The sequence below is a fragment of the Eikenella longinqua genome (genome assembly GCF_001648355.1).
GTDB lineage: Bacteria > Pseudomonadota > Gammaproteobacteria > Burkholderiales > Neisseriaceae > Eikenella > Eikenella longinqua.
On sequence record NZ_LXSL01000018.1, the window covers coordinates 67525 to 86114 of the forward strand.

The following is an 18590-nucleotide window of genomic DNA, read 5'->3' on the forward strand; positions in this document are numbered from 1 at the left end:
ATTGGAAAAAAGGAGAAAATGATGAAACGTTTGGCTTGGCTGCTGGCGGCCGCTTTGGCGGCGGGGAGTGTGCAGGCGGCGCCGGAGGGGGATACGGGCTATGCGCACGGGGCGAACCATTGCTATGGTTTCCGTGTGCCGGCGGGCTGGATTCAGGATAACCGGCTGTTGGCGGACAAGGGCGTGCCGATGGTGTTTCTGCCGCAGGAGGGCGGGCTGCGTGCGGCGCGGGTGATGATGTATACGGGCAGCATTGCCCCCCGGCCGGGCGGGAGCTTTGCCGAGGCGGTGCGGGCGCAGGTGAACGATGTGGCGGCGCAGTATGCCGGGTCGGGTGAGCAAATCCGGCCGGCGATGGTGCGACGCATCCGTTCGCGCGGCAGCTCGGGCGAGCTGTGGCGCTTTACGGGCTATCGCAGCGGCGGGCAGGAGCTGGCGGCGTATTTTCCGGGCCGGCGCTCGGTGAATTATTTTGTGGCGCAGGTGCCGGCGCGGGCGGATGCGGCGGCAGTGGAGTCGGCTTTGCTCCGGCTGGCGGGCAGCTACCACGAGCGGGAATCTTGCCCGCCTTGCCGCGAGCAGGGGTGTGCTGGGGAGTAATGGTGCGGTGAGGCAAACAGGCTACCTGAAAAGTGGTTTGCCAGTTTCCAGGTAGCCTTTAAATGGCACTTGGCTGGCGGGCTAGGGCAGCTCGATTTTGATAATTTTCTGGTCAAACAGCCGCTTGCCCCAGCCGGTGCGGTAAATCAGGCGGAAGAGCCAAGGGTAGCGGTGGCCGCAGCGCCGGCTCAATCTGCCCACCACGCGCACTTTGCTGCCGGGCAGCCATGCTTCCATCACCCGGGCATCGGGCAGCGACCATTTGAATTCGGGCGACTGCGCCATTTTGCCCAGCGCATCGTGCCGCTTGGCGCGGCCGACGGCCACCGGCGGCAGCATGTCGAACACCAGCACGGCGTGCGGCAGCGTGCGGGCAATCATGGCCAGCAGGGCTTTGACCTGCGCTTCTTCGAAATACATCAGCACGCCTTCGGTGAGCAGCAGCACTGGTTTGCCGTGTGCGGCGGCGGTGTGCGCCCAGCTTTCGTCAAACATGGAGGCGGCTAGGTAGTGGTTGCCCGATTCGGGCAGCAGTTGGCGCCGGATGCCGATGACGTTGGGCAAATCCAGGTCGTACCAGGCGGTAACGGGCGGGCGGCCGAGGCGTTCGAAGCGTGCGTCCAGCCCGGCGCCGAGCTGCACGACCACGCAGTCGGGGTGTTGCGCGATAAAGCGTTGCGCCTCTTCGTCGATGAGGGCGGCGCGGGCGCAGCAGCCGGGCTGCGACAGTTTCGATTTGGCGAAGATGCTGAAATCGTAGTTGATTTGCCGCAGCATCTGCACGGCGGCGGCGTCTTTGATGAGGGCGTCGGCACGATCGTATTCCACCGCCTTGGCCCACAGCGGGATGAGCATGGTGGTGGAGAGTTGGCTGATGGTGTCGGAGGAAAGGCGTTGGTTCATGGAAACTCCCGAGAGAGGCAAAGAGCGTGGGCAGGCTACCTGAAAGCGTGGGCTTCAACGAAGTTAAAGCGTGCGCTTCGGCGAAGCTGAAAATATTTCGGTGTAGCCGGAAAGGGATGGGGGTTCGGGAGCGGTTGGTGTATTGAGTAGGTTGCCGTTTTATTCGGTTGACATTTGTGTTTCGGGCAGCCTTTGCTTATGTGGCGTGGGTAAAAGAGGCTACCTGAAAAATGGTGGGCAAAGTTTCAGGTAGCCTTTTGCTTTATTTCGACAGGTAGTCCAGCGGATTGACGGCGCGGTTGTTGATGCGCACTTCGAAGTGCAGCTTCACGCGGTCGGTGCCGCTGCTGCCCATGCTGCCGATGGTTTGCCCGGCGGATACCTGCTGGCCTTCGCGCACGCTGATTTGGCTGTTGTGGGCGTAGGCGGTGAGCATGCCGCCGGTGTGGTTGATGAGGATGAGTTTGCCGTAGCCGCGGATGCCTTCGCCCACGTAGCTCACGCGGCCGGGCGCGGCGGCTTTCACGGGTGTGCCGGCAGTGCCGGCGATGTCGATGCCTTTGCTGGAGCCGCCGTTGAACGGGGTGATGATTTCGCCGCGTGCCGGCCATTGCAGGCTGCTGGGCGCGGCGGTGGTGCGCTCGGCGGGGGCGCGGCTCACCGGCCGGTTGGCGGCGGTGCTGCTGCGGGCATTGCTGCCGCCGCGGGCGTGGCCCACGCGCAGGCGCTGGCCCACTTCGAGCTGGGAGGGGTTTTTCAGGTTGTTCCATGCCATCAGGCGGGATACGGGCTGGTTGAAGCGGCGGCTGATACGGTAGAGCGTGTCGCCGCGCTGTACGCGGTAGTATTGGTCGCCGGTGCCGGTGCCGACGCAGGCTGCTAGAAGGGTGGTACACAAGAGAACGGTGCAGGCGGAAGAGAATTTCAAGGTGTGCACTCCGGTTGAAGCGGCAGCAGGGCTACCTGAAAAGGAAAGATACAGCGGGCGCGGGCAAACCGATTTGGCCGTTTGCCGGGCTCGCTGCCGAGAAGGTGTGCCTATCATACTATAGGAAATGGCAGGGAAACAAACCGGGCGGGCGGCTAAGGCGCTTGCAAACGGGGTATGATAGGGCCGTTTGCCAAATACCGCGCAAGGAGTGAGCCATGCCTTCTGCATTCAACCCGCAGGCCGAAGCCGAGATTTACTGCCTGCTGTTCGAACAATACGAAACGCTGGATTTAATGGGGCTGGTGGAGTTTTTATTCCGCCTGCCGCGAGCTAGGCTGCATTATGTGTCGAGGGGCGGCGGCATGGTGGACAGCCGGCAGGGTTTTGCCGTGCAGACGCAGCGGCTGGAAAGGCTACCTGAAAATGCTGTCTTGCTGATACCGGGCGGGCAGGGCACGCGGCCGCTGGTGCGGGATACGGCTTTCCTGCGCGATTTGGGCGCATGGCTGGACCAGGCCGCCTGCTGTTTGGCGGTGTGTACCGGCGCGGCGCTGTTGGCCGCCAGCGGCAGGCTGGACGGCTTGCCGGCCACGTCAAACAAAAAGGCTTTCGATTGGGTGCGCTCGGTAAACGACAAGGTGGCTTGGCAGCCGGCGGCACGTTGGGTGACGTCGGGGCGGTTCTACACTTCTTCGGGCGTATCGGCGGGCATGGACATGGCGCTGGGCTTCATCGCCGACCACTACGGCCGCGCTCAAGCGGAGGAAATCGCCGCGCATTGCGAATATATTTGGCACAGCAATCCGGCGGGCGACCCGTTTGCCAGCCGCTCAGGAATTTTCAGGTAGCCTCTGCCGGCTGCGCAAAAGCCGGGGAAACTTTGCAGAATGGGCGCTTGATTTTGCGCTTGGCGGGCAGATATAGGGGAGGGCGCGGTGCTGTGGCCGAGCCGAGGCTACCTGAAACGGGGTAAAGCACAGCTTCGGCGAAACTCAACGTTAGAAAGATTAGTTTGAAAGGAAACTCAATGCGTTACCTAGGGATTTGGCTCTTGCTGCTGGCGGGGGCGGAAGCGGCTTCGATTGTGATGGTGGCCGAGCGGCTCGGCGGGCTGCCCACGCTGCTGCTGATGATTTTGTCGTTTATGGCTGGGCTGGCCATGCTGCGCAATCTGGGCTTTTCTTCGGTGATGCTGGCCGGCTCGCTGTTTCACAATCAGGGCGAGCTGTCGTTTTACCAAATGCTGTGGCCGCTGCGCTATATTGTGGCGGCGCTGCTTTTGATGTCGCCGGGCTTTGTGTCCACGCTTTTGGCCTGCGTGCTGATGCTGCCGATTAAGGGCGGCCCCTCGGCGGTGCGCCCCGAGCAAATGGGGCAGGGTTACCGCGCTTCGGGCTACCGCGCAGACGGCGACATCATCGACGGCGAGTTTGAAACCGTGCGCCCGCAGGAAGAGCGCGGGGAAACCCGCCTGCTGGAACAGCACGACGGCGAGCCGCCGCGCCAAGGCTGATTCCAGCCCAACTCTTTTAAGTCTAACTCCGCGCAAAAAGGCTACCTGAAAAATATACACGCTGTTTTTCAGGTAGCCTTTCCCTTATCCGCCGCGCGTGTACAATACGCCTTTTCCCCGTAATGGCAAATCCGGCAACATGAAACCCAACAGTCTCACGCAACGCCCCATCGGCGTATTCGACTCCGGCGTCGGCGGTCTCACCAACGTGCGCGCCCTGATGGAGCGGCTGCCCAACGAAAACATCATCTATTTCGGCGACACCGCCCGTGTGCCCTACGGCGTGAAATCGCGCAGCACCATCGAAACCTACACCGGGCAAATTGTAGAATTCCTCATGCAGCACGACGTGAAAGCGCTCGTGATTGCCTGCAACACCATCGCCGCCGTGGCCGGCGCCAAAGTGCGGCAGATGGCCGGCAGCATGCCCGTGCTCGACGTGATCAGCGCCGGCGCACAGGCCGCCCTGCGCACCAGCCGCAACGGCCACATCGGCATCATCGCCACCTCCACCACCGTCAATTCCAACGCCTACGCCCGCGCCATCCACGCGCAAAACCCGCAGGCGCGCGTGCCCTCCCAAGCCTGCCCGCTGCTCGTGCCGCTGGTGGAAGAAGGCTGGCTCGAGCACGAAGTCACCCGCCTCACCGTGCGCGAATACCTCAAGCCGCTCCTAGCCGAAGACATCGACACCCTCGTGCTCGGCTGCACCCACTACCCCCTGCTCAAACCCCTGCTGCAAAGCGAAGCCCCGCACCTCGCCCTGGTGGATTCCGCGCTCACCACCGCCGAAGCTACCGCCGAAGCCCTCGCCGCCGCCGGCCTGCTCAACACCGGCGCCGCCCCCGCCGACTACCGCTTCTACGTGAGCGACATCCCCCTGCGCTTCCGCACCATCGGCGAACGCTTCCTCGGCCGCAGCATGGAGCAGATAGAAATGATGCGGCTGGGATGAGGGCGCCCAAACATTTTCAGGTAGCCCTGAGCGGCATCACAGGCTACCTGAAAAATATTTCCACCACTTTTCAAATAATCACATCATGACCAAAACCGTTATCCTCATCTCCGGCCGCGGCAGCAATATGCAGGCCGTGGTGCAAGCCAATATTCCCAACCTGCACATCGCCGCCGTCCTCTCCGACAACCCCCAAGCCCCCGGCCTCGCCTGGGCGGCAGGGCAGGGCATCCCCACCGCCGCCCTCACCCCCAAAGACTACCCCGGCCGCGCCGCCTTCAACCAAGCCATGCTCGAGCTTGTGGCCGGCCACGAGCCCGACCTCGTCCTCCTCGCCGGCTACATGCGCATCCTGCCGCCCGAATTTTGCAGCCGCTTTGCCAATAAAACCATCAACATCCATCCCTCCCTGCTGCCCGCCTTCCCCGGCTTGCACACCCACCAGCGCGCCCTTGACGAAGGCTGTCGCCTCGCCGGCTGCACCGTACACTTCGTCACCGCCGAGCTCGATTGCGGCCCCATCATCGCCCAAGGCGCCGTGCCCGTGTACGATTCCGACACCGCAGACACCCTCGCCGAGCGCGTGCTCAAGGTTGAACACCGGCTGCTGCCCCAAGCCGTGGCCGACTTCGCCGCCGGCCACCTCCGCATCCAAGGCAAACGCGTGTTTAACCGCCGCAGCGCAGGCGAAGCCGGGCTGGATTAAGGGAGCAAACCCATGAGCTATCTCGTTTACCTGCTCAACGACCGCCCCGCCAAACAGCCCAAAATTCTCGATAGTTTCAGCGACACCGCCCGCCTGCTGAAAGAACAGTTTCAGCTCGAAGCCTGCCACGATGCCAGCGGCAATTTCATCTGCTTCGCCCCGCCCGAACAGGCCGAAAGGCTACCTGAAAACGAGCATAGCGAGTTTCTGCGAAGCAAAAATACGCAAAGCGAATTTTCGCGAAGCAAAAACAAACAGAGTGAGTTTCTGCGAAGCCAAAACGAGCTAGGCGAAGACACCGCCGTCTTCTACCAACACAACGAGCAAGAAGGCGACAGCCTGTGGCTGAAAAACCCAAGCGAAAGCCAGCTCCAATTGTTGCTCGACATCATGCTCGCGCTCAACGACGGCAGCTATGTGCTCGGCGATGCGGGCGAAAGCTACCGTGTAAAGAAAGGTGCAGTTGTCTACACCGAACCGCCCGAACCGCCTTCGGGCTGGCGGGGTAAAGCCCTCTAATTTTGGTATTCTTGGGGTTTCTCGATGACTTTGGCCATCCTGTTTTTATTGGTGCAACTTATCTTGCACCGCCTCGGCTGGATGTAGGGTAGGCAGGGAAGGCGCCGCAATTTGCTGGCACAAAATGCCGGAGCGTGGCGTGGCAGGTTTAAGCAACCTGCCCGCCATTTCTTTTTTCAGGTAGCCTCTCCGCGCCCGAAGGCTACCTGAAAAATAGAGCGGCTAGGGCGGATTAATATGCAATGATACAAAGCGAGCCGGTTAAGTTAATTCGCTATAAAACGCTACCCTCGGCGCGGCTTGCACACTTCATTGCAATATTCCAACAATCTGCTTCGTTAAAATAGTTTAAGATTGTTAATGCTGCCATTACGCAATACAATTCAGGCAGCAAAAGGAGTAAACACAATCCGTTGCCTATTCACAATCATCTTATCGATTTCATATTAAGGAGAACATCATGAAAAAAGTTTTGGCCACGCTGCTCGTCCTTTCCCTTCCCGCCGTCGCCCTGGCCGACGACAACCGCGGTTTCTATGTGCAAGCCGACCTCGGCCATGCAAGGGTGAAGCTGCATGACAGCGAAGAAGCCCTGAGCGCCAAAGGCTTCAGCCCGCGCCTGTCTGTGGGCTACGATTTCGGCGATTTCCGCGTGGCGGCCGACTACACCCACTATAAGAGCGAAAGCGGCCACGAAACTTATCCGGTAGGCGGGGAAGATTGGGAATACAAATTCCGCAGCTTCGGCGTGTCTGCCATTTACGATATCGACTTGAACGCCCCGGTGAAGCCCTATGTAGGCGCGCGCATCGACGTCAACCACCTGTCGTTCGACGATCATGACTACGCTCCCGGTTATGACGACAATTACCACTTCAGCAAAACTAAAACCGGCGTAGGCGCCCTGCTCGGCGTGGGCTACAACATCACCCAAAACATCACCCTGGATGCAGGCTACCGCTACAACTACTGGGGCAAATTCGACGGCACGAAGCTGGATTCCCACGAAGTTTCCGCCGGCCTGCGCGTGAGATTCTGATTTGCCGCAACCTGCGTGCCGCAAACCGCCCGAAGCTGCTAGGCTCGGGTGGTTTTTTATTGGCGCGGGGCGGGCAATCTTTTTCAGGTAGCCTCTCCCTGCTTGGAGGCTACCTGAAAAACAGGGCAAGGCTCGTTTGCATATAAATGCCCACCCGCCAGCCTCCCCGCCGGCAACGGATACGGCTATAATCTGGCCGAAGTAAATACTCTGAAGCCTTTGCAAACTCCCCGTCTTTGGGCACACTTCTTCGCGATGCGCTTCTCAAACGCTTGCCTACCCGCACGGTATGTCTGCGCGTTTTGCGATGCTATCGCTTTGAATTGTGCCCAAATCCGAGGCTTTGCAAAGGCTTCAGGTAAATCCAACCATTTTCTATTTTCAGGTAGCCTGCGGCCTGCCTGCCCAAACGAGGTGTGATATGGCTTTCGTGATAACCCTATTGCTGTTGCTGTTCGGCATTATCGTGGGGATGCTGTTTCAAACCCGCATGCAGCAGCAGGATCTGGCCGAAAAATTATCGCGGCTGCAAACGGAAGTGGAAAAACTGCGCCGCCGCCCGCCCGTTTCAGAGCAAAAGCTACCTGAAAACGCAGCAGGCGAGTCTCCGCGCAGCACAGCCGGGCGCGGTGAACTGCCGCCAAGCCAGCAAGGCGGCCTCTATGCCAGCGCCCGCAGCGAGCCGCATACCGGCGCTTCGCAGCCCGATTTCGGCGGCTGGCCGTACAACCCCGATGTGCCCACTGCCGCCGCTTCCGGCGCGACAAGACCTCATTTCTCCGCATACGATTCCCTTTCTCCCGCAACTTCCGCCCGCCTGCCTGCCGATGCCCAGCCGGCCGACGTTTCGGTGCATCCGCTGGCGGCGCCATCCGCCCCATCTGCGTCCGAGCCAACCCAGCCGCCGTTTTCAGGTAGCCTCACGCCCGAGGCGGCTGCTGCGCCACTTCATCCACAATCTCCTGTTTCTCCTGCCGCTCCTGCTTCTGCCGCTCAGCCCGCTCCCGCAGCTTCAGGCAGCGGCGTGGTGCTGGGCAGCCGACCGGGCACGGTAAAAATCCGCAAACGGGTGCAGCCGGGCGAGCCGCATCTGGCGCCAACGCCTGCCCAGCCGCACGAACAGGCTGCGGCACGTGCGCCCTCTGCCGAAACCGGCCAAACTGCAAGCCAAGCCCGCCGTGCCGCCCGCCGCGCCGAGCCGCAGCGGGAAAGCGCGTTTGCCCCGCTGGTTGATTGGCTGATGCACGGCAACCTGCTGCTGAAAACCGGCATCGTGGTGCTGTTTTTGGGGCTGGTATTCCTGCTGCGCTTTGCTTCGGAGCGGATTCATGTGCCGATTGAAATGCGCTATCTCAGCGTGATGGGCTCCGGCTTGGCGGCGGCCGTGGCGGGCTGGGTGTTGCAGCGCCGCCGCCGCGAATACGGCCTGATTTTGCAGGGCTTCGGCATGGCGGTGATGTATCTTACCGTGCTGGCGGCGGTGAAGCTGCACCCGCTGCTGCCTTCGGGCACGGCCTTTGTGCTGATGGTGGCGCTGGTGTGCGCGATGGCGCTGATGGCGGTGCGGCAGGATGCCAAAATCATGGCGCAGGTGGCGCTCATCGGCGGTTTGGCCGCGCCGATGCTGGTGTCGGACGGCAGCGGCAGCCATGTGGTGCTGTTTACTTATCTTGCGCTGCTCAACACCGGCGTGGCGGCCATCGCCCGCTTCAAAACCTGGCGAAGCCTGAATTTAATCGGCTTTATCGGCACGCTGGCCATCGCGCTGATGTGGGGCACTTCGGAATACACGGTGGAGCGCTTTGCCAGCACCGAACCTTTCCTGCTCTACCATTGGCTGCTCTACACATTGGTGGCCTGCCTCTATGCGCTGCATCGCCGCGACGAAGCCGAAGAACACCACGTGCCCGACAATGCGGATCTGGACGAACTGGCCGACAGCCTGCTCACCCACGGCATGATCATCGGCGCCATCGACGGCATGCTGCTGTTCGGCACGGCTGCGGCGGCGTTTATGCTGCAATACCACATGCTGCCCGAGGGCGCGAACCATCTGGCGGCGGGCGCGTCGCTCGGTTTTGCCGGGGTTTATACCCTGCTGGCGGCCTGGTTTACCGGCAGCCGCGATTTCCCGCTGCTGCGGCAGGCTTTGGGCGCGCTCTCGCTGGTGTTTGTTACGCTGGCGGTGCCGCTGGCCTTCGAGCGGGAGGCTACGGTGGCGCTGTGGTCGCTGGAGGCGGGCTTGGTGTATGTGTTTGCGCTGCGCCAGAGAAGGCCGTACACGCGCGTGCTGGCGGCGCTGGTGTATCTGCTGTCGCTGGGCGCGCTGCTGGGCAGCGGTTTTGCGTTTGCGCCGGGCGGGGCAAACGAGCCGCTGCTGGACGGGCCGCTGGCCTCCACGTTTGCGGCGGCGCTGGCCGGCTTGGTGATGTATGCGGCCTGGCTGCGCTGGCGTTGCCGCGGGTCGGCCTATTGGGAGGCTTGGTGGCAGCAGGGCGTGCTGGGCGCGGGGCTGCTGCTCACGGGGCTGCTGCCGCTGATGAGCCTGCTGCAGCATTGGGCGATGGCGGCTTTGGCCGCGCTGGCTTGGGCGGCAGTGCGCGCGCAGGCCGAGCTGTTCCGCCGTTTTGCTGGCAATGCGGATTTTTCAGGTAGCCTCTTGGCGGAGGAAGATGAAGACGAAGGCAATGATGAAGCAGACGATTCGCCGGAGCTGCCCGTGGGGCTCAACCTGCTGCTGGCGGCGGCTTTGGGCTACGGCACGGCGGTGCTGCCGCTGCTGGGGGACGCGTTCGGCATGGCGGGCTGGGCGGCTACTGCGGCCTGCTGGGCGGCCACGCTGCTGCTGGGTGCGGCCGGCTATGCGCTGCACCATACAAACGAAACGGCGCCGGGCTACAGGCTACCTGAAAATGAGCGAAGCGAGTTTCGCCAAAGCAAACGCGTGGCGCGGCTGCGCAACCAACACCTTCGCCAAAACAGCGGCGGCCTGCCGCTAAACCAAGGCGCGGGCGGGCTGCTGACGGGCATGGCGCTGTTTGGCACGCTACTTTCCGCCGCCAATCTTTTGGGACACTTGCCCGAAGCGTGGGCGGATACGGCGCGGCTGTGGTATCTGCTGCTGCCGTTTGCGCTGTGGGCGGCGGCGGTGGCCTGGCTGGATTGGCGGCAGGGCAGGCGGGCGGCGCTGCTGCTGATACCGCTGATGCCGTGCCATGCGATGTGGCTGGCAGGCTGGCTGAACCGTGTGGGTTTTGCGCCGTATGCGTTTTCAGGTAGCCTGATGCTGGTGCTGCTGGCTCTTTTGCTGTTTGCCGTGTTGCGCATGCAGCGCTTCGGCTCGCCGGAAACGGAGCGGGCTTGGGGCGTGGCGGCGTTTATGCTGTGGGCGGCGCAGGCCACGGGCTTTGCGGGCATGCTGGGCGGCGAAACGCTGCCGGGCGTGTGGGCGCAGCTTGCTTGGCTGGGGCTGCCGCTGGCTTTGTGGCTGCTATTTTACCTGGCGCGGGAGCGGGATGCGCTGCGGCCTTATGCGGCGGTGTGTTCGCTGCTGTGCGGGATGTATGCGCTGCTGTGGCTGGTGGGCAATAATGTGCTGGAGCCGCGCGCGGTGGCGCCGCTGGGCTATTGGCCGCTGCTCAATCCGATGGATTTGGCGGGGCTGGCGGTGGGCGCGCTGTGGCTGAGGAGCGCGGAAATGTGGCAGGAGGATTTCGAGCTGGAAGGGGAGGGGCTGCGCCTGCATTTGGCGGGCTCGGTGCTGGCGGGCCTCACGCTGGTGAGCGGGGCGGTGTTGCGGCTGTGGTATTTCTATATGGGGGTGGAATGGACGCTGCCGGGAATTATGGCTTCGTTCGGCTTGCAGGCGGCGCTGTCGATTGTGTGGGCTTCTGCGGCAATCGGGCTGATGGTGTCGGGCCACCGCTCGGGGCGGCGCATCCGCTGGATGGCGGGCGCGGGGCTGATGGGCGTGGTGGTGCTGAAGCTGTTTACGGTGGAATTGGGCGGCAGCGGGGGCATTGCGCGGATTGTGTCGTTTATCGGCGTGGGCCTGCTGTTGCTGCTGGTGGGCTGGTTTGCGCCGGTGCCGCCGAGGGAGGGGGATTAGCGGGGTTTGTTTGGGCAAAAGGCTACCTGAAAACGATGGATTGGTTTTCAGGTAGCCTTTTTTGCCGGGGCGGCAAGGGTTTAATCTTGGCGGCCGTGCTTTTGGATGAATTCGATTTTGTAGCCGTCGGGGTCTTCCACGAAGGCGATTACGGTGTTGCCGTGTTTCATGGGGCCGGCTTCGCGCACCACCTTGCCGCCTTTGGCGCGCACGGCGTCGCAGGCGGCGTAGGCGTCTTCCACTTCGATGGCGATGTGGCCGTAGGCGTTGCCGAGGTCGTAGGAGTCGGTGTCCCAGTTGTGGTGAGCTCGATTACGGCGGTGTCGTCTTCTTCGCCGTAGCCGACGAAGGCGAGGGTGAAGCGGCCTTCGGGGTAGTCTTTGCGGCGCAGGAGGCGCATGCCGAGCACTTCTTGATAAAAGGCGAGGGAGGTTTCGAGGTTGCCGACGCGCAGCATGGTGTGGAGGAGTCGCATGGTTTGTCCTTAGTGTGGGATGAAAGGGCGGATTGTAGCAAAAGATAAGGGCTACCTGAAAAAAGTAAACAGCTGTTTTCAGGTAGCCTATATTAATTCCCGTGAAGCCCGGGTGTGTAATAATTTAATTGAAAAGAGTAAGTTGGGATTCTGGAGGCTTGCTGGCTTTCAGATAGCCCCATCATTTCTGCTTCGTTTCCCTTTGCGCCTCATGCCGGCGCGGGCACCTACTTTTAGCTGCGCAGAAACTCGTCCTCCTGCGGAGACCTCGTTTTCTTTGCTTCGCCAAAGAAAAGGAAGCAAAAGAAAGGCGACTGCGGGCACAGGTTTGGCTTCGCCAAACTTCCCTCACTCCACGCAATTTTTCGGGCGGGCTCGCAACTTGCGGCTTCGCCGCTTCGAACATGCAAGCCCTTGTTCCCCGAAAAACCGCGCTCCGTTCGGCTGTACCAGCAGAGCAGGACGTAGCCCAGCCGTTAGTGCCAAATATTTTGCGCTTAGATTTGTGGAAAAATTATTTATTGCTGTCGCTACTATCGCCAACGGCTTCGTCGAGGCTTTTGAGCCAGGCGAGTTTGTCGGCGATTTTGGTTTCGAGGCCGCGGGGGACGGGCTGGTAGAAGTCGGGCTCGGGCAGGTGGTCGGGCATATAGGTTTCGCCGGCGGCGTAGGCGTTTGGTTCGTCGTGGGCGTAGCGGTAGGCGCGGCCGTAGCCGAGCTCTTTCATGAGCTTGGTGGGGGTGTTGCGCAGGTGTACCGGCACTTCGGCGCTGCCGTTTTGCTTCACAAACTGGCGCATTTGGTTGTAGGCGGTGTAGCCGGCGTTGGATTTGGCGGCGGCGGCAAGATAGAGCACGGCTTGGGCGAGGGCGAGCTCGCCTTCGGGGGAGCCGAGGCGTTCGTAGGTTTGGGCGGCTTCGTTGGCGATGGTAAAGGCGCGGGGGTCGGCAAGGCCGATGTCTTCCCAGGCCATGCGGACGATGCGGCGGGCGAGGTAGCAGGGGTCGGCGCCGCCGTCGAGCATGCGGCAAAACCAATAGAGGGCGGCGTTGGGGTGGGAGCCGCGCACGGATTTGTGCAGGGCGGAGATTTGGTTGTAGAAGCTTTCGCCGCCTTTGTCGAAACGGCGGATTTGGCTGCCGAGGCTGTCGGCGAGGAAGGCGGTGTTGAGCCGGCTGATGCTGCGGGTGTGGGCGGCGCGCAGGAGCTGTTCGAGCAGGTTGAGCAGGCGGCGGGCGTCGCCGTCGGCGGTGTGCAGCAGCAGGGTTTCGGCGTCTTCTTCGATGGTGAAGCCGCTGTATTCGGGCAGGGTGAACACTTTGCGGCTGAGCCGGCGCAGGTCTTCGGTGGAGAGGGGCTGGAGGGTGTATACCTGGGAGCGGCTGAGCAGGGCGGGATTGACTTCGAAGGAGGGGTTTTCGGTGGTGGCGCCGATGAAGGTGAAGAGGCCGTTTTCCACGTAGGGCAGGAAGGCGTCTTGCTGGGATTTGTTGAAGCGGTGCACTTCGTCTACAAACAAGATGGTGGCCTGGCCGCGCTGGAGGGCGATCTCGGCTTTGTTTACGGCTTCGCGGATGTCTTTGATGCCGGCAAACACGGCGGATACGGGCAGGAATTGGGCATGGAAGCTCTGCGCCAGAATGCGGGCGAGGGTGGTTTTGCCCACGCCGGGCGGCCCCCAAAGCAGCATGGAGTGGGGTTGGCCGCCTTCCACGGCCACGCGCAGGGGTTTGCCCGGGCCGATGAGGTGCTGCTGGCCGACAACGTCGTCGAGCGAATGGGGGCGCAGGCGTTCGGCCAGCGGGGCGGCGGGGGCGCGGGAGAAGAGGTCGGGTGCGGTGGTGTCGGTCATGGCGGGCTACCTGAAAGTGCGGCTGCAAGGAAGTTTTGCGAGGCCGAAGCGTAAGGGGCAGGGTGGGGATTTTAGCAAATTCTGCGCGGCGGCTTGTGGTATCATGCGGCGCTGTGGCGGAGGAGGGGTTGCTTTTTTCAGGTAGCCTCTTGCTTTTTCAGGTAGCCTCAGGCAGATGCCGCCGAATCATCCGAATCATCGTCAGCAGCCCCGGGCGGGCTGTTGTTTCTACTGTATTGAATCCATGTTTATGAAATTCCGTTCTCCTTTGATGGCGCTGTATGTGTTGGTGGGGCTGAATGTGTTGGCCTTTGTGCTGATGCAGCTGCCGGGTTTGCCCGATTGGGAAATCCTCGGCTCGCTGTGGCCGATGGCGCATCCCTACTACCGCCCTTGGCAGTGGCTGAGCCATTTGTTTTTGCATGCGAGTTTGACGCATTTGCTGTTTAATATGATTGTGTTGTGGTCGTTTGCGCCGCCCTTGCTGGAGCGCTTCGGGGTGCAACGCTTCCTGCTGCTGTATCTGGCCAGCGGGCTGGCGGGGGCGCTGCTCTACACGGGCTGGAACGAATATTTGATTGCGGGTGGGGTGCGCAATGTGGCCGAGCAGCTGGGGCTGGATGCGGCCACGGTGCGCTCGGCGCTGATTTCGGGCGGGCTGCCGAATGTGCCGGAGGGCTTGGCGCGGGCGTTTTACACGCACTTGCTGGGCGCTTCGGGTGCGGTGTTCGGCGTGCTGACGGCGTTTGCGCTGTGTTATCCGAACGCGCCGCTCACGATTATGTTTCTGCCGATGCGGATTAAGGCCAAGCATTTGGTGCCGGTGGCGGTGGGCTACGAGCTGTTTGCGCAGTTTGGCGGCGTGTCGCTGTTTGGCGACAATATCGCGCATCTGGCGCATGTGGGCGGGGCGGTGTGCGGCTCGTTTTTGGCTTGGTATTGGCTCAGCAGCCGCGAGCCGGTGTCGTTTGCGGATTACCGCAACCGGCGGCTGTGAGGCAGATTTTCAGGTAGCCTCTTGGGCAGTGATACAGGCTACCTGAAAAATATATTGGATGAAAATCAGAATGGGACAGGACAAATCAACGCGGTAGCATTCTGATTTTAATTCACGATAATGGTTGGATTGGAATAGCAGGAAGCAAATATGAAACAAGCCGTCATCGCGCTGGGCAGCAATCTGGAGCAGCCCGAACAGCAGCTGCAAGCCGCGCTGGACAAGCTGGCCGCGCAGCCCGAAGTGCAAGTGCGCGCCGTGTCGTCGTTTTACCGCACCGCGCCCGTGGGTTATGCCGATCAGCCCGATTTTGTGAACGCCGCGGCGCTGCTGGCAACGGATTTGCTTGCAAGCGAGCTGTTGGCGCTGCTGCAAAGCATCGAAGCCGCCGCCGGCCGTGTGCGCACCTTCCGCAACGCCCCGCGCACGCTGGATTTGGACATCATCGACTACGCCGGCCAAACGCTCGCCACCCCCGATTTGCAGCTGCCGCACCCCCGCGCCCACCAGCGCAGCTTCGTGATGATTCCCCTGGCCGAAATCGCCCCGCAGCACATCCTGCCCGGGCAAACCGCCACCGCCGCCGAGCTTGCCGCCGCATTGGGCAACGAAGGCGTGCAGCGTATCGGAGCGGGCGGTTAAACTTTTTCTGCTTCGCAGTAACCCACTTCGTTTATTTCAGGTAGCCTCAGGCGGCACGGCAAAGGCTACCTGAAAAATCCAAACAGAAAGCAAACCATGCAAACAGACTACCGCTACATCGTTGTAGAAGGCCCCATCGGCAGCGGCAAATCCCCGCTCAGCCGCAAGCTGGCCGAGCATTTCGGCTGCACCCTCCTCAGCGAGCAGCCCGAGCAAAACCCCTTCCTCGAACAGTTCTACCTCAACGCCGCCAACCACGGCCTCGCCACCGAGCTCTACTTCCTGCTGCGCCGCGCCGAAGTGCCCAAACTCATCGCCGAAGCCGACGAAATCGGCAACGCCAACCACGGCATGCACCGCGTGGTGAGCGACTTCCTGCTGGAAAAAGACCAGATATTCGTGCCCACCATCCTGCGCGAAGACGAACAGGCGCTGTATTGGCAGCTCAAGCAGAAAGTGATGCCCGAAATCCCCGTGCCCGATTTGGTGATTTATCTGCAAACCAGCGCCGGCGCCGCCGAACAGCAGCTGCGCCAGCGCGGCGACAACCACATCAACCTCTTCCCGCCCGGCTACCTCCAGCAAATCCACGACGAATACCACCGCTATTTCTACCTCTACGACCGCGCCCCCCTGCTCATCGCCAATACCGACGAGCTCGACTTCATCAACAACCCCGAGCACTTCGATCTCTTGCTGCACGCCATCGCCAACCTGCGCGGCAGCCGGCATTACCTCAACCTGAGCGAGCGCTGATTCCGCGCCGGCAAACGCGCCCCGCGCCGAAGGGCTACCTGAAAACGGCAAAGCCGATATTCCCGCCTCACCGTTTTCAGGTAGCCTTTGGTTTGCGCACACGCAGCCGTTTGCCCCACATGCTACCTGAAAAATCCGCAAGCGATTCGGGCGGGATATTTTCAGGTAGCCTTTCTTTGCCTGCGGCATCCGCCGCCGTTTGCCCAAGCGCTGCCGCAAAGCAACCGCAAGCCGGAAAAATCCATCGCGTATTTACTTGTTCTAACATAAAACCCCCGCTGTGGGCTGCGGGTTTTCGTCTATACTTCGCCCTGCATTATCAAAGCTGGATTTAAATTTGAGCGTTGCGCTCGCCATGAACCGCAAACTTTGTTTAACCTAAACTGAGGGAACTTTGATGAACCTACATGAATATCAAGCAAAAGAGCTGCTTGCCGGCTACGGCCTGCCCGTGCAGGGCGGCATTTTGGCCGTGAACGGCGAGGAAGCCGCCGCCGCATTCGACAAGCTGGGCGGCAAATTTGCCGTGATTAAGGCTCAGGTGCACGCCGGCGGCCGCGGTAAGGCGGGCGGCGTGAAAGTGGTGAAAAGCCGCGAAGAAGCCAGGCAGGTGGCCGAAAGCCTGATCGGTACCAATCTGATTACGTATCAAACCGATGCCAACGGCCAGCCGGTAAACAGCGTGCTGGTGTGCGAAGATATGTATCCGGTGCAAACCGAGCTCTACTTGGGTGCGGTGGTGGACCGTGCCGCCCGCCGCGTGGTGTTCATGGCCTCTACCGAGGGCGGCGTGGAAATTGAAAAAGTGGCCGCCGAAACCCCGGAAAAAATCTTCAAAACCGTAGTAGACCCGCTGGTGGGCCTGCAACCCTGTCAGGCGCGTGAAGTGGCCTTCAAGCTGGGCTTGAAAGACAAGCAGGTGAACCAGTTTGTGAAACTGATGACCGGCGCCTACCAGGCCTTCATCGAAAACGATTTCGCCCTGTTTGAAATCAACCCGCTGAGCGTGCGCCAAGACGGCAGCCTGGCCTGCGTGGACGCCAAAGTGGGCATCGACGGCAACGCCCTGTACCGCCTGCCGAAAGTGGCCGAGCTGCGCGACAAATCGCAAGAAAACGAGCGCGAGCTGAAGGCTTCCGAATTCGATCTGAACTATGTGGCATTGGAAGGTAACATCGGCTGTATGGTAAACGGCGCCGGCCTGGCGATGGCCACCATGGACATCATCAAGCTCAAAGGCGGCCAGCCGGCCAACTTCCTCGACGTGGGCGGCGGCGCCACCAAAGAGCGCGTGGTGGAAGCATTTAAGCTGATTTTGGAAGACAAATCGGTGAAAGGCGTGTTGATCAACATTTTCGGCGGCATCGTGCGCTGCGACATGATTGCCGAAGCCATTGTGGCCGCTGTGAAGGAAATCAACGTGGGCGTGCCGGTGGTGGTGCGCTTGGAAGGCAACAATGCCGAATTGGGCGCCAAGATTCTGAACGAATCCGGCCTGAAACTGACTTCCGCCGACGGCCTGAACGACGCCGCCGAGAAAATTGTTGCCGCGGTAAACGCCTAAGGAGAACAGAATGAGCGTATTAGTAAACAAAGACACCAAAGTATTGGTACAGGGTTTCACCGGCAAAAACGGTACTTTCCACTCCGAACAGGCGATTGCCTACGGCACCAAAGTGGTGGGCGGCGTAACCCCGGGCAAGGGCGGCCAAACCCATCTGGGCTTGCCCGTGTTCAACACCATGAACGAAGCCGTGCGCGAAACCGGCGCTGATGCCTCAGTGATTTACGTGCCCGCGCCCTTCGTGCTCGATTCCATCGTGGAAGCGGTGGATTCCGGCGTGAAGCTGGTGGTGGTGATTACTGAAGGCGTGCCCACGCTGGATATGCTGAAAGCCAAGCGCTATCTGGAAACCAACGGCAACGGCACCCGCCTGGTGGGCCCGAACTGCCCCGGCGTGATTACCCCCGGCGAATGCAAAATCGGCATCATGCCCGGCCACATCCACCAGCTCGGCAAAATCGGCATCATTTCCCGCTCCGGCACGCTGACTTATGAAGCCGTGGCGCAAACCACCAAGCTCGGCCTCGGCCAATCCACCTGTATCGGCATCGGCGGCGACCCGATTCCGGGCATGAACCAAATCGACGCGCTGAAGCTGTTTGAAGCCGACCCGCAAACCGAAGCCATCATCCTGATTGGCGAAATCGGCGGCACGGCCGAAGAAGAAGCGGCGGAATACATCCAATCCAACGTGTCCAAACCGGTAATCGGCTACATTGCCGGCGTTACCGCGCCCAAAGGCAAACGCATGGGCCATGCCGGCGCCATTATCTCCGGCGGCAAAGGCACGGCGGAAGAGAAATTCCGCGCCTTCGAAAAAGCCGGCGTGGCCTACACCCGCAGCCCGGCCGAATTGGGCAGCACCATGCTGGAAGTGTTGAAAGCCAAAGGTTTGGCTTAATCCGGCCTGATTGCCTGCCAAACAGAGGCTACCTGAAAACGCAGCGCAGCGAAGTTTCTGCGCAGCTAGAATTTTCAGGTAGCCTTTTCTTTGCACGGCAGGTATAGTGCCGGTCGTTATTGACACACA

The 18590-nt window shown here is 61.2% G+C and carries 17 protein-coding genes and 1 pseudogene; 13 read left to right on the top strand and 5 right to left on the bottom strand.

What is annotated here, in order from left to right; translation table 11 throughout:
• Positions 1 to 18: 18 nt before the first annotated feature.
• The gene (locus A7P95_RS05455; protein ID WP_156503509.1) at positions 19 to 600 is read left to right on the top strand and encodes a hypothetical protein; all 582 of its coding nucleotides are present in this window, start codon (positions 19 to 21) and stop codon (positions 598 to 600) included.
• Positions 601 to 681: 81 nt separating this feature from the next.
• On the opposite strand, the gene A7P95_RS05460 is transcribed toward A7P95_RS05455, so the two are convergent.
• Entirely contained in the window at positions 682 to 1503 is an 822-nt protein-coding gene (locus A7P95_RS05460) for a class I SAM-dependent methyltransferase (RefSeq protein ID WP_067592384.1), read from the bottom strand.
• A 262-nt stretch (positions 1504 to 1765) separates the two neighbouring features.
• Entirely contained in the window at positions 1766 to 2431 is a 666-nt protein-coding gene (locus A7P95_RS05465) for a peptidoglycan DD-metalloendopeptidase family protein (protein ID WP_067592452.1), read from the bottom strand.
• Positions 2432 to 2649: 218 nt separating this feature from the next.
• Between A7P95_RS05465 and A7P95_RS05470 the strand changes: the two genes are divergently transcribed.
• The 7 genes from A7P95_RS05470 to A7P95_RS05500 all read left to right on the top strand — a co-directional run bounded on the left by A7P95_RS05470 (position 2650) and on the right by A7P95_RS05500 (position 11274).
• Positions 2650 to 3282, top strand: coding sequence for a DJ-1/PfpI family protein (locus tag A7P95_RS05470; RefSeq protein WP_067592387.1), 633 nt, complete (start codon positions 2650 to 2652; stop codon positions 3280 to 3282).
• A 179-nt stretch (positions 3283 to 3461) separates the two neighbouring features.
• The gene (locus A7P95_RS05475) at positions 3462 to 3947 is read left to right on the top strand and encodes an FxsA family protein (protein ID WP_067592390.1); all 486 of its coding nucleotides are present in this window, start codon (positions 3462 to 3464) and stop codon (positions 3945 to 3947) included.
• A gap of 139 nt (positions 3948 to 4086) precedes the next feature.
• Positions 4087 to 4902, top strand: a complete 816-nt coding sequence (gene murI, locus A7P95_RS05480) for a glutamate racemase (RefSeq protein ID WP_067592393.1) — start codon at positions 4087 to 4089, stop codon at positions 4900 to 4902.
• A gap of 85 nt (positions 4903 to 4987) precedes the next feature.
• The gene (purN, locus tag A7P95_RS05485; protein ID WP_067592396.1) at positions 4988 to 5608 is read left to right on the top strand and encodes a phosphoribosylglycinamide formyltransferase; all 621 of its coding nucleotides are present in this window, start codon (positions 4988 to 4990) and stop codon (positions 5606 to 5608) included.
• 12 nt (positions 5609 to 5620) lie between these two features.
• Entirely contained in the window at positions 5621 to 6127 is a 507-nt protein-coding gene (locus A7P95_RS05490) for a hypothetical protein (RefSeq protein ID WP_067592398.1), read from the top strand.
• A gap of 460 nt (positions 6128 to 6587) precedes the next feature.
• Positions 6588 to 7166 (top strand): opacity family porin, encoded by a 579-nt coding sequence (locus A7P95_RS05495; protein WP_067592401.1) that lies wholly within the window; start codon positions 6588 to 6590, stop codon positions 7164 to 7166.
• Positions 7167 to 7587: 421 nt separating this feature from the next.
• Positions 7588 to 11274, top strand: coding sequence for a DUF2339 domain-containing protein (locus A7P95_RS05500; protein WP_067592404.1), 3687 nt, complete (start codon positions 7588 to 7590; stop codon positions 11272 to 11274).
• 80 nt (positions 11275 to 11354) lie between these two features.
• On the opposite strand, the pseudogene gloA reads toward A7P95_RS05500, so the two are convergent.
• Positions 11355 to 11749: pseudogene (gene gloA, locus A7P95_RS05505) on the bottom strand (lactoylglutathione lyase).
• A 514-nt stretch (positions 11750 to 12263) separates the two neighbouring features.
• Positions 12264 to 13601, bottom strand: coding sequence for a replication-associated recombination protein A (locus A7P95_RS05510; protein ID WP_067592407.1), 1338 nt, complete (start codon positions 13599 to 13601; stop codon positions 12264 to 12266).
• Between the two features lie 250 nt (positions 13602 to 13851).
• Between A7P95_RS05510 and A7P95_RS05515 the strand changes: the two genes are divergently transcribed.
• The 3 genes from A7P95_RS05515 (at position 13852) to A7P95_RS05525 (ending at position 15996) form a co-directional block, all read left to right on the top strand.
• Positions 13852 to 14598 carry a rhomboid family intramembrane serine protease gene (locus A7P95_RS05515; RefSeq protein ID WP_179945900.1) on the top strand — a complete coding sequence of 249 codons (747 nt, stop codon included), beginning with the start codon at positions 13852 to 13854 and terminating at the stop codon, positions 14596 to 14598.
• Positions 14599 to 14748: 150 nt separating this feature from the next.
• Positions 14749 to 15240 (top strand): 2-amino-4-hydroxy-6-hydroxymethyldihydropteridine diphosphokinase, encoded by a 492-nt coding sequence (folK, locus tag A7P95_RS05520; protein WP_067592413.1) that lies wholly within the window; start codon positions 14749 to 14751, stop codon positions 15238 to 15240.
• A 96-nt stretch (positions 15241 to 15336) separates the two neighbouring features.
• Entirely contained in the window at positions 15337 to 15996 is a 660-nt protein-coding gene (locus A7P95_RS05525) for a deoxynucleoside kinase (RefSeq protein ID WP_067592416.1), read from the top strand.
• A 76-nt stretch (positions 15997 to 16072) separates the two neighbouring features.
• On the opposite strand, the gene A7P95_RS11600 is transcribed toward A7P95_RS05525, so the two are convergent.
• Positions 16073 to 16264, bottom strand: a complete 192-nt coding sequence (locus A7P95_RS11600) for a hypothetical protein (protein ID WP_156503510.1) — start codon at positions 16262 to 16264, stop codon at positions 16073 to 16075.
• Between the two features lie 129 nt (positions 16265 to 16393).
• Here A7P95_RS11600 and sucC point away from each other — a divergent pair, with 129 nt between their 5' ends.
• A complete protein-coding gene (gene sucC / locus A7P95_RS05530) occupies positions 16394 to 17560 on the top strand; it encodes an ADP-forming succinate--CoA ligase subunit beta (protein WP_067592419.1) in 1167 nt (388 codons plus the stop codon).
• Positions 17561 to 17570: 10 nt separating this feature from the next.
• Positions 17571 to 18461, top strand: a complete 891-nt coding sequence (sucD, locus tag A7P95_RS05535; RefSeq protein WP_067592422.1) for a succinate--CoA ligase subunit alpha — start codon at positions 17571 to 17573, stop codon at positions 18459 to 18461.
• The last annotated feature ends 129 nt before the right edge of the window (positions 18462 to 18590 follow it).

Excerpts from the sequence above, each read along its gene's own strand:
- A7P95_RS05470 (WP_067592387.1), top strand. The coding sequence starts at position 2,650 with ATGCCTTCTGCATTCAACCCGCAGGCCGAAGCCGAGATTTACTGCCTG.
- A7P95_RS05525 (WP_067592416.1), top strand. The coding sequence starts at position 15,337 with ATGCAAACAGACTACCGCTACATCGTTGTAGAAGGCCCCATCGGCAGC.
- A7P95_RS05510 (WP_067592407.1), bottom strand. The coding sequence starts at position 13,601 with ATGACCGACACCACCGCACCCGACCTCTTCTCCCGCGCCCCCGCCGCC.
- A7P95_RS05495 (WP_067592401.1), top strand. The coding sequence starts at position 6,588 with ATGAAAAAAGTTTTGGCCACGCTGCTCGTCCTTTCCCTTCCCGCCGTC.
- A7P95_RS05460 (WP_067592384.1), bottom strand. The coding sequence starts at position 1,503 with ATGAACCAACGCCTTTCCTCCGACACCATCAGCCAACTCTCCACCACC.
- A7P95_RS05455 (WP_156503509.1), top strand. The coding sequence starts at position 19 with ATGATGAAACGTTTGGCTTGGCTGCTGGCGGCCGCTTTGGCGGCGGGG.
- sucC (WP_067592419.1), top strand. The coding sequence starts at position 16,394 with ATGAACCTACATGAATATCAAGCAAAAGAGCTGCTTGCCGGCTACGGC.
- A7P95_RS05475 (WP_067592390.1), top strand. The coding sequence starts at position 3,462 with ATGCGTTACCTAGGGATTTGGCTCTTGCTGCTGGCGGGGGCGGAAGCG.
- A7P95_RS05490 (WP_067592398.1), top strand. The coding sequence starts at position 5,621 with ATGAGCTATCTCGTTTACCTGCTCAACGACCGCCCCGCCAAACAGCCC.
- purN (WP_067592396.1), top strand. The coding sequence starts at position 4,988 with ATGACCAAAACCGTTATCCTCATCTCCGGCCGCGGCAGCAATATGCAG.
- sucD (WP_067592422.1), top strand. The coding sequence starts at position 17,571 with ATGAGCGTATTAGTAAACAAAGACACCAAAGTATTGGTACAGGGTTTC.
- murI (WP_067592393.1), top strand. The coding sequence starts at position 4,087 with ATGAAACCCAACAGTCTCACGCAACGCCCCATCGGCGTATTCGACTCC.
- A7P95_RS05515 (WP_179945900.1), top strand. The coding sequence starts at position 13,852 with ATGAAATTCCGTTCTCCTTTGATGGCGCTGTATGTGTTGGTGGGGCTG.
- folK (WP_067592413.1), top strand. The coding sequence starts at position 14,749 with ATGAAACAAGCCGTCATCGCGCTGGGCAGCAATCTGGAGCAGCCCGAA.
- A7P95_RS11600 (WP_156503510.1), bottom strand. The coding sequence starts at position 16,264 with ATGTTAGAACAAGTAAATACGCGATGGATTTTTCCGGCTTGCGGTTGC.
- A7P95_RS05500 (WP_067592404.1), top strand. The coding sequence starts at position 7,588 with ATGGCTTTCGTGATAACCCTATTGCTGTTGCTGTTCGGCATTATCGTG.